Source organism: Mesorhizobium sp. M0292 (genome assembly GCF_040321695.1).
In the GTDB taxonomy this organism is placed as follows: Bacteria; Pseudomonadota; Alphaproteobacteria; order Rhizobiales; family Rhizobiaceae; genus Mesorhizobium.
Genome location: NZ_JAMYSB010000032.1, coordinates 1 through 13,653 on the forward strand (window position 1 = coordinate 1; position 13,653 = coordinate 13,653).

At 63.1% G+C, this 13,653-nt stretch carries 9 protein-coding genes; 7 read left to right on the forward strand and 2 right to left on the reverse strand.

Annotated features, from left to right (window positions below):
* Positions 1-188 precede the first annotated feature (188 nt).
* The 7 genes from NKI96_RS29585 (at position 189) to NKI96_RS29615 (ending at position 8,260) form a co-directional block, all read left to right on the forward strand.
* Entirely contained in the window at positions 189-2,198 is a 2,010-nt protein-coding gene (locus tag NKI96_RS29585; RefSeq protein WP_352807488.1) for an amidase, read from the forward strand.
* 79 nt (positions 2,199-2,277) lie between these two features.
* Entirely contained in the window at positions 2,278-2,814 is a 537-nt protein-coding gene (locus NKI96_RS29590; protein ID WP_352807490.1) for an isochorismatase family protein, read from the forward strand.
* A gap of 31 nt (positions 2,815-2,845) precedes the next feature.
* The gene (locus NKI96_RS29595; protein ID WP_352807492.1) at positions 2,846-3,310 is read left to right on the forward strand and encodes a GFA family protein; all 465 of its coding nucleotides are present in this window, start codon (positions 2,846-2,848) and stop codon (positions 3,308-3,310) included.
* Between the two features lie 266 nt (positions 3,311-3,576).
* Positions 3,577-4,590 carry a LacI family DNA-binding transcriptional regulator gene (locus NKI96_RS29600; RefSeq protein WP_023814831.1) on the forward strand — a complete coding sequence of 338 codons (1,014 nt, stop codon included), beginning with the start codon at positions 3,577-3,579 and terminating at the stop codon, positions 4,588-4,590.
* Entirely contained in the window at positions 4,587-6,104 is a 1,518-nt protein-coding gene (locus NKI96_RS29605; RefSeq protein ID WP_352807495.1) for a sugar ABC transporter ATP-binding protein, read from the forward strand. Before NKI96_RS29600 ends, NKI96_RS29605 begins: the two co-directional genes overlap by 4 nt.
* The gene (locus NKI96_RS29610; protein WP_023705098.1) at positions 6,104-7,156 is read left to right on the forward strand and encodes an ABC transporter permease; all 1,053 of its coding nucleotides are present in this window, start codon (positions 6,104-6,106) and stop codon (positions 7,154-7,156) included. Before NKI96_RS29605 ends, NKI96_RS29610 begins: the two co-directional genes overlap by 1 nt.
* Before the next feature lie 120 nt (positions 7,157-7,276).
* Positions 7,277-8,260 carry a substrate-binding domain-containing protein gene (locus tag NKI96_RS29615; protein WP_023689831.1) on the forward strand — a complete coding sequence of 328 codons (984 nt, stop codon included), beginning with the start codon at positions 7,277-7,279 and terminating at the stop codon, positions 8,258-8,260.
* 227 nt (positions 8,261-8,487) lie between these two features.
* Here the strand turns inward: NKI96_RS29615 and NKI96_RS29620 are convergent, their stop codons facing one another.
* The gene (locus NKI96_RS29620; RefSeq protein ID WP_155927319.1) at positions 8,488-11,571 is read right to left on the reverse strand and encodes an ATP-binding protein; all 3,084 of its coding nucleotides are present in this window, start codon (positions 11,569-11,571) and stop codon (positions 8,488-8,490) included.
* Between the two features lie 97 nt (positions 11,572-11,668).
* Positions 11,669-13,627, reverse strand: coding sequence for a hypothetical protein (locus NKI96_RS29625; RefSeq protein WP_023693771.1), 1,959 nt, complete (start codon positions 13,625-13,627; stop codon positions 11,669-11,671).
* Between the last annotated feature and the right edge of the window lie 26 nt (positions 13,628-13,653).

The window sequence follows — 13,653 nt, forward strand, 5'->3', positions numbered from 1 at the left end:
ACTGACCGCTCGGCTTTGTCGTCATCGCAAAATCCCCGTTTCAAAAACAGGGAATCACATCCACCCAATTTTGCAACAGTCCCCACTTGGGGGAGATCAGCAGCGTCGCCGTCACGCCTTCCGTTTGAGGCGTGACACTCGTATCGCACGATGCGAAGACTCATTTGCCGCTGCACCTCGAGAATCCCATGCCCAACCTCCACATCGTCGAAGCCTCGATTGCCGATCTGCGGCGCGCGTTGGAAGACGGTACCGTCACCAGCGTCGAGCTGGCCGGCGCGTATTTCAGGCGCATCGCGCACTACGACCGCCATGGCATTGCGCTCAATGCCGTGCCGGTGCTTAACCCGGCAATGTTCGAGGAGGCGGCGGCGTCCGACCTGCGGCGGCGCAATGGTGCCACCCTCGGGCCGCTCGACGGCATCCCCTACACCGCCAAGGACAGCTATAAGGTGAAGGGCCTGAGGGTGGCCGCCGGCTCGCCCGCCTTCGAGCGTCTCGTCGCCAATGAGGACGCCTTCACTATTGCGCGGCTGCGGGCCGGCGGTGCTGTGCTGATCGGGCTGACCAACATGCCGCCAATGGCCAATGGCGGCATGCAGCGAGGCGTCTATGGCCGGGCCGAAAGCCCCTACAATGCGGACTATCTGACCGCCGCCTTCGCTTCCGGCTCGTCCAACGGCTCAGGCACGGCCACCGCCGCCGGCTTCGCCGCCTTCGGGCTGGGCGAGGAAACATGGTCTTCCGGCCGCGCGCCGGCGTCCAACAATGCGCTTGTCGCCTACACGCCGTCGCGCGGCGTCATTTCGGTCAGGGGCAACTGGCCGCTGGTGCCGACCATGGATGTGGTGGTGCCGCACACGCGCGGCATCGCCGACATGCTGGAACTGCTGGATGTGATCGTCGCCGACGATGCCGAGACGCGCGGCGATTTCTGGCGCGCGCAGCCTTGGGTGTCGATCGCGAAAAGCGCTGATCTCAGGCCGCCAAGCTACACTACACTCGCGTTGGAGGGCTCATTACAAGGCAAACGCCTCGGCGTGCCGAAAATGTATATCGGCAGGGATAGCGGCGCTGAACGCCCGATCGAGACCCGCGCCTCGGTGCTCGACCTCTGGCGGCAGGCAGCGCGTGACCTGGAAAAGCTCGGCGCGGAGGTGGTCGAGGTCGATTTCCCCGTCGTCTCGAACTATGAGCACGACCGTCCGGGCACAAAAACCATGGTCGAACGCGGGCTGGTGCCGGAAGCCTTTGCAGAGCGCGAAATCTGGGATCTCTGCATCTGGGGCTGGGACGATTTCCTGCGCGCAAATGCCGATCCGGTGGTCCCCGACCTGGCTGCGGTCGACGGCCCAAAGATTTTCCCGCAGCCGCCGGGCGCGCTGCCGGACCGCTATGGCGATGACGGTTTCGATCTGGCGGACTATGTCACACGCGCCAAACAGGGCGTGACGGCATTGCTGGATATTCCAACGCTGGCGGAAGGTCTGAAGGGATTGGAGGCGACGCGGCGCATCGACTTCGAGGACTGGCTGGACGAGCACAGGCTCGACGCCGTCGTGCTGCCGGCGGTCGCCGATGTCGGCCCGGCCGATGCCGACGTCAACGAGACCTCTGCAGCAATCGCCTGGCGCAACGGCACCTGGGTCGCCAACGGCAATTTGGTCTGGCGTCATCTCGGCATCCCGACCGTCACCGTGCCGATGGGAACGATGGCCGATATCGGCATGCCGGTCGGGCTGACCTTTGCGGGCAAGGCCTATGATGATGCGGAGTTGCTGCGGCTCGCCGGCGATTACGAGCGCGCCACCCAACGCCGCACCAGCCCGCCGCGCACGCCGGAATTGCCGGACGATGTGTTTGCGGGGCGGCCTGGTGGATCGAAGTCCAGCGATGCGCCGCCGCCGGCACTCAGGCTTGTTGCGGAGACGATGGGGCGAGGAGACCAGGCCGAGATCGCCGTGACGGTTGAACTCGATGCGGAGACCGCTGGCGTCAAGGTTCACGTCAATGGCGAACCGGTCGCTCTGCGGCGCAGCGGCACAAGCTTTCACGGTCGCATCCTGGTGCCCGCCGGCGAGCACGAAAGAATGCACAGTGTGTGGCGAGGCGCTTACGGCTCGATCGTTACGGCCGTCATCCGGCTGGAGGATGGACGCACGGCTGGTGCTTACGTGGTCGCGGGTGGAATCGGGTGAGGTACATGTAATCTCCCCAAGGGGGAGATCAGCAGCTTCGCCGTCTTGACCCTCCCATCGCCCGCGTTATCTTCTCGCCATGCCAAAACTCGCTCCCCTCATCGTCATCGATCTCCAGACCAACATGTTCGACGGGCGCGTCGAGCCGCCGATCCATGATGCGCCGGGCATAGCCGAGCGTACCCGCTCGCTGATCGACTGGGCGCGGCGCGAGGGGCGCAAGGTTGCTTTCATCAGGCATGACGGGCCGGCCGGCGATCCGCTGGCGCCGGGCGAGCCGGGTTGGCCGGTATGGCCGGAACTCGGCCAGGCCAAGGACGAGCCGCCATTCTCCAAGACCGTCCGCAACGCCTTCTCGAATGCCGAGCTTGGCGCCTGGGTGGCCGGGCAAGGGGTCGGCGAAGTCGTGCTTGCCGGAGCGCAAACCGATTTCTGCATCGCCGGCACCGTTGAGGGCGCCCTGGCCGAAGGCTTCGGCGTCACTGTCGTTTCCGATGCGCACTCGACGCTGGACACTGAAGGCGAAACCGCGACCGAGATCATCGCCCGGTACAATGCGGACTTCACCGATGCCGGCGTCACGCTGGTGACGACGAAGGCGCTGACCGGCGACTGAAGCACCGCGCTTCGAAGAGTGGGAGACTGCCGTGCCAACCCTGAAATTGCCGGCCGAAGGCGGATGCCGCTGCGGACGTGTGCGGCTAAAGATTTCCGCAAAACCGCTTTTGACCATGGCTTGCCATTGCATCGGCTGCCAGCGCATGTCGGCCAGCGCCTATTCGCTAAGCGCCGCCATTCCCTCCGACGGCTTCGAGATCACGCTAGGCGAGCCGGTGATCGGCGGGCTGCACGGCGCCTCGAAACATTTCTTCTGCCCACATTGCATGAGCTGGATGTTCACGCGCCCCGAAGGGCTCGACTGGTTCGTCAATCTGCGTCCGACCATGCTCGACGAGCCCGGCTGGTTCACGCCGTTCATCGAGACATGGACCAGCGAGAAGCTGCCTTGGGCAACCACGCCTGCGGTGCACAGTTACGAGGCGCTGCCGGCCTTTGAGGAATATGAGGGGCTGGTGGCGGAGTTCGGTGAAACCGCGAATCTCCCCCCTTGAGGGGGAGATGGCCGGCAGGCCAGAGGGGGTCGGTGCGACTGGGCTCGACGTCCTTGCTGCAGATGGAAGGTTGGCGCTTCACGCGCGGCGACCCCCTCTGTCGCCTTCGGCGACATCTCCCCCTCGAGGGGGGAGATAAGCCCCGCTAAAAATTTCCATCGAATCGATTGCGCAAACGTTTCGATCACCCTAAGCTCCCTTGAAATCCGCCATCAGAGCGGACGGGAAACGCATAAGGGAGGAGCGCTTGCAGGCGCTGATATGTCTTGCCGACAATGGCTGAAGTGGCGCGGCGCGCCGGCGTGTCGGTGTCGACCGTCTCGCATGTCGTCAACAACACGCGCTTCGTTTCGCTGGAAAAGGCGAGGCTGATCAACGACGCCATTGCCGCCATGGGCTACCAGCCCAACGAGCTGGCGCGCTCGCTGAAGGCCTCAACCACCAACAGCGTCGGCCTGGCGATCTCGGCGATCTCCAACCCTTATTTCACCGACATCATCTGCGCGGTCGAGGCCGAATGCGCACGGCTCGGGCTGATGGTCTTCCTGTCGGATACCCAGGAGGATCCCGACCGCGAGCTGCAGGTGGTGCGCGCTTTCCATCAGCGCCGCGTCGACGGCGTCATCCTGGCCCCGTCGGGCTCGCCGCAGCGCGCCATCGATTACCTCGCCGACAAGAAGATGCCATGCGTTCTGATCGACCGTTTCGCCGACCAGCGCTTCGACCAGATCGGCGTCGAGAACGAAACGTCGATGCGCGCGCTGATCGACCATGTCGCCTCCTTCGGCCACAAGCGCATCGGCTATATCGCCGGACAGCCCGGCCTGACGACGACGCGCGAGCGCATCGAGGCGTTCCAGGCTTCGCTCGCCGCCAATGGACTTGAGTGCGTGCCGCGCTATCTCTCGGCCGAGAATGTCGACACGGCGGCGGCGACCGCATCCACCCACGCCATCCTGTCGCTGCCGTCGCCACCAACCGCATTGGTCACCGGCAACAACATGACGACGATCGGAGCCGTCCGCGCCATCCGCGAAAAGGGCCTCACCATTCCGGGCGATCTGTCGCTGGCCGGCTTCGACGATTTCGAATGGGCCGATTGTTTCGAACCGCGCCTGACGCTGGTTGCCCAGCCCTGCACCGAGATAGGCAGGCAGGCCGCGGCCCTGCTCAGCGCCCGCATCGCGGCGACCGGTTCAGAGCCACGTTCGGTGCGGCTGCAGGCGACGCTGCGGGCGCGCGCCTCCTGCGGGAGGCCGACCCACACGAGGCTAACATGACCGCGCCGCTGCTGGTGATGACCGGCGCCGTCAAACGCTTCGGCGGCGTGCAGGCGCTGCGCGGTGTCGACTTCGACCTCAAGGCGGGCGAGATCCACGCGCTGCTCGGCGAGAACGGCGCCGGCAAGTCGACGCTGATGAACCTGTTGTCGGGCGTCTACACGCCGGACGAAGGCACGATCGAGATCGACGGCAAACCCGTGCGTTTCAACAACCCGCGTGAGGCGCAAGCGGCCGGCATCGCCACCATCTTCCAGGAGCTCGACCTGGTGCCGTCGCTGGATGTCGCCGCCAATCTGTTCCTCGGCCGCGAACTGATGCGTCCGGGCGGCTTCCTCGACGTGCCGGCAATGCGCCGCGAGGCCAAGAAGCGGCTGGAAGCCATCGAGATCGCCATCGATCCGGCTGCCATGGTCGCCGACCTGTCGATCGGCCAGCGCCAGGTGGTGGCGATCGTCAAGGCGCTGTCTTACGCCTCGCGCGTGCTGATCATGGACGAGCCGACGGCGGCGCTTACCGTCGGCGAAGTCGAGCGGCTGTTCGACATCATGCGCAAGCTTGCCGCCACCGGCGTCGGCATCGTCTACATCTCGCACCGGCTGGAGGAAGTGCCCGGCATTGCCGACCGGGTGACGGTAATGCGCGACGGCCGTGTCGCCGGCATCACCGAGCCGCACGCGCCGCAGGCCGAGCTGGTCAGGCTGCTGGTCGGACGTCCGCTCGACGAACTCTATCCGCAACGCGCCAAGGCCGCGGGCAAGCCGCTGCTCAGCCTGAGGAACGCCAGCTTCAAACTCGCCCGCGACAGCGCCGGCTGGCAGGCGCCGCAAGGCGTTTCGCTCGATGTCCATGAAGGCGAGATCGTCGGTCTTGCCGGCATCATGGGGGCAGGGCGCACCGAGCTGCTGTCCGCCCTCTACGGCACCGGCCTGTCGGGCCGCTGGGAGGGCGAGGTCGCCATATCGGGCAAGCCGGTAAAACTGGATTCGATCAGCGCTGCCCGCCACGCCGGCATCGCCTTCGTCACCGACGACCGCAGGGGCTCGGGCCTGATGCTGCGCATGGCCGTCGGCCTCAATCTGGTGATGTCGGTCATCTCAAGGATATCGCCGAACTGGCTGGTCTCGCCGCGCCGCCAGGCCGAGGCGGTGAAGGAATCCTTCGGTCAGTTCGACATCCGGCCGAAGAACCCTGATATCGCCGTCGGCGCGCTGTCCGGCGGCAACCAGCAGAAGGTGGTGCTGGCAAAAGAAATCCTCGGCAATCCGCGCCTGTTGCTGCTCGACGAGCCGACGCGCGGCGTCGATGTCGGCGCCAAGGGCGAGATCTACCAGCGGCTCAGGGCACTCGCCGCGCAAGGGCTGGGCATTCTGGTGGCGTCAAGCGAGATGCCTGAACTGATCGGTCTGTGCGACCGCATCGTGGTGCTGCGCCAGGGGCGCAATGTGGCGGAATTCATGGGCGGCGTCGACGAGCACACGGTGCTGGCCGCGGCTAACGGCAGGGAGGCCTGATGTCTCAGGACAACAACCCAGTGGCAGCGAGCCCGGTGATGGCGGCGCCTCAAAAGCATCGCGACCCGCTGGCGCTGATCGTGCGCTTCCAGAGCCTGATCGGCCTGGTGCTGGTGGCGATCGGCGGCATCATCTTCTCGCCGCGCCGCCACGGCGAGATCCTGTTCCTCAACCCCGACAACATCGCCAACATCGTGCGCGCGGTGTCGGAGACCGGCATCATCGCCATCGGCATGACCTTCGTCATCATCACCGCCGGCATCGACCTCTCCGTCGGCGCGGTGCTTGGCCTGTCCAGCGTCGTCACCGCATCGATGATGATCTCCGGCGGCTTCGGCCTGATCCCCACCATCCTCGCCGTGCTCGCTTTGGGCATCGTCTTCGGCGCCATCCAGGGCACCATCTCGACGCGCTTCCGGCTGGAGCCGTTCATCGTCACGCTGGCCGGCCTGCAGGCCGCGCGCGGGCTGGCGCTGGTCGTCTCCGGCAACCAGTACATCAACATTTCCTACGGCGAAGGGCCGGGCTTGGCGCCGCCGGTGTTCGCCGTGCTGGGCGAGCGGCTGTTCAACAACACCGTGCCGGTGGCAACGCTTGTGTTCGTCGTCTTTGCCGCGATCGCCACCATCGTGCTCAACACCACGCGCTTCGGCCGCTATGTTTTTGCCGTCGGCGGCAATGAGCGCGCCGCGCGCATATCCGGCGTGCCGGTCTCGATGGTGAAGATATCGGTCTATGCCATCACCGGCTTTGCCGCCGCCCTTGCCGGCATTGTGCATGCCGGCCAGTTCAATTTCGGCAGCGCCAATGACGGCATGGGCTATGAGCTGACGGCCATCGCCGCCGTGGTCATCGGCGGCACCAGCCTGTTCGGCGGCGCCGGCTCGATGGTCGGCACCGTTGCCGGCACCATCATGCTTGGCGCGCTAGCCAACATCCTGCAGCTCAACAACATCACGCCCGCCATGCAGCTGCTCGCGACCGCCGCGATCATCGTTTTGGCGGCAGTGCTTCAATCCCTCGTTCGCCGCCGCGAGGGGTTGGGTCGTTAGTGCATGTCGCGCAAGAGGTTTTGCGATGACGACATGCACCAACAAACAAGGAGGAGACGGCAACACGTGAACGTCAAACCAAGGTCTGGCCCCCCGGCCAGACGAGGAGGAGAGTGAGTTATGAAAACGACACTAAGAGGATCGACCCTCAAGGCCGTCCTGCTGGCAGGCGCTGGCCTGTGCATTGCAGGCTCCGCTTACGCCGCCGAGCCGCTGGTGAAAGCCTGCGCCAAGGACGGCCAGTTCGTCATCGGCTTTTCGCAGGCCAACAATGCCGAGCCCTACCGCCAGCACGTCAATGACGAGCTTGAGGCGGCGGCCAAGGAAGTGCCCGGCTTCACGCTGCAGATCGCCGACGGCGCCGGCAACGTCAACACGCAGACCTCGCAGGTCGACAATTTCATCACCCAGAAGGTCGATATCCTTTTGATCTCGCCCTTCGAGGCCGCACCGCTGACGCCGGCGGTGAAGCGCGCCATGGATGCCGGCATCCCGGTCATCGAGCTTGACCGCAAGACGGTCGGCGACCCCGGCAAGGACTACACCGCCTTCATCGGCGGCGACAATTTCAAGATCGCCGAGGAAGCCGGAAAGTACACCGCCAAGACGCTGCTGCCCGACGGCGGCGAGGCGGCGGTGCTGCAAGGCCTGCCGAGCTCGACGCCGGCGGTGGAGCGCCTCAACGGCTTCAAGGAAGGCGTGAAAGGCAACCCGAAGGTCCAGATCGTCGCCGAGCAGGCCGCCGACTGGGTGCCGGACAAGGCGCAAGTCGCCTTCGCCGCCATGCTGCAGGCGCACCCCGACATCAAGGTGCTCTACGCCTCCAACGACATGATGGCCGCCGGCGCGCTGCTCGCCGCCAAGGGGGCGGGCAAGGACGTCAAGATCATCGGCACAGACGGCCTGCCGGGCCCGGCTGGCGGCATCGAGGCGGTGGCCAAGGGCGACTGGGTCGCAACCTTCACCTACCCGACGGGCGCCAAGGAAGCGATCGAGATGTCGAAAAAGATCCTGCTCGATTGCGCGACCGAGGTGGACAAGACGGTGACGGTGGAGACCACCGCGATCACGGCCGAGAATGCCAAGCAGCTGATGGGGAAGTGAGGGGGCGACGCTCAGCACTGAGGTTGAAAGCAAGGCCCCGGGAGGGGCCTTGTTGCGTTGCGGCGAGCTACGGGTGAATGGCCGCTGCCGGCCTTCAGATCAATGCCATCGCTACCCGTAAGCGGACGTTGGTCTGCTTTAAACCGTAAGTTGCGGCTGCGCGGGGATCGTGATGTTGCCGAATCCGCGCTCGTCGAGATTGCCGGCAGAACGTGATGCGTCGTTAATCACTCAATGTCTGCTGCGATGAACCAATCGTTGATCTCCCGCAATTCCGCACGCGCCTCTTCGAATCTACCCTGTGACCGCAATAGCTTTGCCAGACTATTGGTCGCCTGCAACTCCCAACTCCTAGCGCGCTGCTGCCGCGCAAAGGCAATAGCCTCGCGGAAAGAAGCCTCTGCCGCTCTGTCTCCGACTCCATTTGCAAGTTCGATCTCGCCGCGAATGCGAAGCAAGGCAGCTGTAAAGTAATGCTCGCCAATCTTTTCGGCCTCGCGCAGACCTTTCTCGACGGTCTCTGCCGCTATATCGAATTGTCCAGAGTTAATGAAAGCTTTGGCCAGTAAGCCTAAATAACACGATTTGTCGACTTCCTGATCTTCAAGGTCACTCTCGGTCAATGCCATCATATGGCTTCCCACCAGACTGTCATCGAGGCTTGATGCAGCCAAGCCACCAAAAAAGCGCGCCACCCGTGTCCAGAGATTGAAACCGTTTTCCTGCGCTAATGGCAGAAGTTCATCCGCCAGCCGAGCGATATCCCTGCTCTCTTCGCGGAAGGCGAACAACACACACCCGTTTCCCAAGCAGGCGGCCAAGCGATAGGCGGATTGCTGCCGAACGGTCGCCTCCGCCTCGAGGTAGAGTTTCAGCGCTTGACGGCGATACCCCAGAATATGCAAGGTCCACGAAAGGTAGATCATGGCCATACTCGGAAAGTCGCTGCCGACCTCGTCTGCACTGCCCTTGTGGCTGAGAGCGCGCTCAAGATATTGCCGAGCCTCCGCCAACTCACCCTGACAGAACAGACTCATGCCCTTAAACTGCAGACCTATAACGAGCGCGTTTAGGTAGCCGCCCTCCTCGCCGACTCGAATTAATTCATCACTGGCCGCGAGGGCCTTACCAAACTGGCCCGAGTTGAAATGGGTACCGAAAAGCCCGTCGAGTGCCCTAATCGTCGCCTCCAGTTCGCCAAGCTTCCCGCTCAGCGCTATGGCCCGCTGATACGCGGCACTGCCTTCGCCCGTCACGTAGCCGAGCGCAGCGTACAGAACGTCGCCCAGTTCCAGTTCGAAGCGAAGCAACCTGCGGCTACGATCGTCGGAGTCAGGCAAGAGTTTCGCGGCTTCAAGCCCTTTCCTGAAGATACGCACTGCGTCAACTTTCGCCCAAGTCTTGGCGGCCTTCAGCCCTGCCTGCAGCCAGTAGTCAGCGGCGCGATCGAACAGACCGGCGTCGGCGAAATGCTCAGCGAGCACTTCGGGATAGGCAAAGCCCGCGTTGGGGTCGCGCAGCTCGATGCATTCGGCAATCGATTTGTGAATCTGTTGCGCACGTTCGTGCAGCATCGTGCCTCTAGCGGCCTGCTGGAGCAGCACGTGGGTGAACGAAAAGCCTGCTCCGGCCGTCCCTCGCTCGGCTACGATCAGCCCTGTGCGCATCAGCTCACCAACCGCAGCGCGCAACTCCGCTTCAGGCCAATCACAAATTTCGCGCAGCATGTCGAAATCGAATTCGCGGCCGATCGCCGCCGCGACCTGCGCGACTTCCTTGGCGGTCCCCAGCCTGTCGAGACGGGCAAGCAACGAGAACTGCAGAGAGTTTGGAATGTTGTTCGTGAGTGACAGACGCTTGGGCTGCGATACGTCTAGGCGCAACCCTGTTTCGACCACGCTTCGAGTAAGCTCTTCGATATAGAGCGGGACGCCTTCACCGCGATCGAGCACCGCTGCTACGTCAGCAGCGAGCGCATTCGGACTAATGTCATGGACAATCGCTTCAGCGTCCGCTCGGCTGAGCGCTTCAAGCCTGATATGGTGCCCGTCAGGACCGTCGACCCATGGAACGCTTGCGTTGTTCCTGCTCGACACAAGCAAGAGGGCGGGTGTCGAAGCCAGGCTGGCGACGATTTTTTCGAGAAGGTCGCGCGAGGTCGCATCGGCCCATTGCTCATCCTCGAACAAGATCAGGATCGGGGTAGTTCGCGCCAAATAACCGACCAGATCGATGAATGCTTGCTCGGCAATGTTGCGCTGTCGTTCGGCACTTGTCCCTTCAAGCCTGTCCGGCATTGTCGTCGGCATCCCGAGCAGGCCCGAGAAGATCGCCAGCGCGATGTCGCTGGACACCGAGCCTATCGACAATCCGTTGCGGAGCTTTCGAAGCTTTTCTTCCGTTGAGTCACCGTCCTCGATCGTTGCAATCCTCTGCAACTCTGCGAGGAATGGATAAAGGGTGCTGTTCTCAAAGGTCGGAGAACATTGCATGGTCAGTTGCGGAAAGCTGCGCAGACGCTGCTGGATTTCGTTGAGCAACCGGGACTTGCCGATTCCCGACTCCCCCGAGACCAACACGGCATTGCCACGCCTGTCGCGCACGACAGTCTCCCAGTGCTCCATCAGCAGTCGCAATTCGGCGTTGCGGCCGCACAGCTTGGTCATACGCGCCCGCTTTGCAAAGCGGGTCGGCACCATGCGCGCCCTTTGCACCTGCCAAACCTGGACTGGCGCGGCGAATCCCTTCAGCTCATGTTTGCCGAACCCGGTGAAATCAACCGCGCCGCTTGCGGCCTCGAAGGTCGCCGCGTCGACAAGGATCGTATTCGGCTTGGCCAGTACCTGCAGCCGTGCCGCTAGATGCGCGACGTGACCGAAGGCGACGGTGGATACACCGCTCGGTGCGCCGACGAACTCACCCACCACGACTTGGCCGCTCGCGATACCCATCCTCACTTGCAACGGATATCCCAGATTTGCGGAGATGGTGGCCACCGCATCAACGATCTCGAGCGCGGCCAGCACCGCGAACTCGCTGTCGTCCTCACCAGCTGTTGGATAGCCGAAATAGGCCTGAATAGCATCGCCGATGTAACTAGCCGTCACGCCCTTGCGGCGCCGGACGACGCTGCTGCAGGTCTGTAGAAAGCTCTCAATCAGGTGTTGGAAATCCTCGGGATCCAGGCGGTCGGCATATTCGGTTGACCCCACCATGTCGCAGAACAGGATGGTGAGATAACGCCGTTCCGCAACAGGTTTCGCCGGATTGCCGGGCAAAATGGGGCTAGCCAATGGAACCGGCGTGGTCACGCTCCGGGACCCTCCTTAGTGCGGCGACCATGTAGCACCCAGTCATGTTATCGCAAATCCCGGTGCTCACCAGTCGCTTTCGATCGCGTCAGGTGGTTCATTGAGGCTCGCCACACTGAACATCGGCGTAGATCAAATGGTCTGCCTCGCTAAATGCCGCTTGGCTCTGGTCGAAGCAGAACCGTTTGGGCACCAAACGAACTAAGGTGCGTCGGTTGCATTCACCGGGCAGATCGATCTGGAAGGTGCGCGGCGACATCGACGGCGCTGGATCGCTCCATTTCTTGTGACCAGCAAACGAAACGTTCTCGATCCACAAGCTGGAGCCGGCTGAACCGACTGGACCGGAGATAGCCTCGACGCTGATGCCCTTTGCCTGCTCGATGCTTGGATATTCGCCACTTTGCGGCGGATCCCCGTTTGCCGGAATCGTGCCCGCGCTGACTGCCACATTGATCCTGATATCGTCGCGCTCGGGAACACCACCGTAGCTGTTGCGAAAGGTCCAGCTTAAGCGAAGGACACGCGTCCTGACGTCCTCTCCGGGCGGTGGAGGCAAAACCCGAATCTCGGCATCGGCAAGCGAAGAGCCTTCATCCTGCGCTTCTGGCGCCGGGCAGCGCGTGTAGAGTGGGCGGTAGCCACACTCAGGACCGCCGGCTCCCCACAGACAGTCGCTCAGCTTGCGCCAGTCTTCCAAGCTCAATCGAGGCGTTCCTGAGGACAGGTCATTGCCGGACCCCGGCACCATCCAGGGATGGATGCCGCTGCTGCCGATCGCCCAGTCCGTGCGATGTGCTTCTATGCCGGCGTAGACGGTCTGTTCCTCGTGCAGCTCGAGCAATTGGACCCAGGTTGGCGATGTGACCGCCGGTTCGTACCCGACTGCGTCCGCGGCAAAACGGCGGCCGGTGATTTGTGTGGTAAGCGTGTGGCAGCTTGTGCAGTTTCCGGTCGGATCTTCGACCGTCCTGGCTTGGCTAAGTTCATTGGGATAGGTGCCGGTGTAACCGGAGCCGACCACGCGGAACGGCGCGCCCGGCAACCGCGGTCGGCGCGGTAGAAAATCTCCCAGGCTGAAGGCGGTCGATTTGGAATCGCGGGCTGAACGGAAACCGACCCTGCTCTGTTCAATGTGCGGATCTATCACATAGGGGCTTTTGTTGTCATGGCATGCATGGCACGAGATCTGGAACGTCGGGTCATAGATTTTCTCCGCCGCAACCCTTCCGATGTCATCGGAATAGTTGCGCCCGCCTGGCGGAACGAAGGGCTTTGACCAATCGAACTCGCTCCGGTCCTTGCGGCCGTCGAAGAAGATGATTTCTCCGGATTTCCGATTGAACCCGATGGTGCCGAAGACGGAAAATCTCGGATCCGACCGTGTCCAGTAGGGATCGGTGCTGACCTCGTGGCTGATATTGGACTTTCTGCAGAGGAACAGCCATTCCACGTTGCCGCGCACGACCCTTACTGCACGTGAGTTCAGCCCACAGTAGGTTGAGCTGCCAGTTAGCGAAGGCTTGTCGCATCTGGGCAATGTCGCCGTCCATTTCACCACCTCTCCGTTCTCATTGCTGTGCTCGAACTCCAGCGGAGAGCCCGGTTTTGTCGGATTGGGCTTGAGGTCGACGACATTGCCATCAACTTCCAGTGGGATGACCTTCATCTGTGGGCTGCCGCAATCGCCCTCTGGAATAGGACCGAACACCGCCCGCGCTTCATCGCCAGACCTCGTTATGACGTCGGTGCTCTTTGAGGCTGGCGCCCAAAAGATGTCAGGGTTCCATCGCGTAACGGCTTCGGCGAACGCCTTCCCATCGAGTTCAGCGGGAGCGAAAGCGACGCTGCGAGGGCGCAGCGGCTCGAAAGCGGAACTGCGTGGCAATGGTGACGCCGCGCAGTTGCCCGCCTTGCTGCAAATCATGTCGGCCTGATTGGAGCCTTGCCTCTCGCCGGCTCGCGGCGTCGACACAAAAGCTTCATGTCCGATCGTCCCGGACAACAGGAGAAACGCAACGCCGAGGACAGCAGCGATCAGCGCAACAGCACGCATCTCAGCCCACTGGAGCGTGCCAGTGA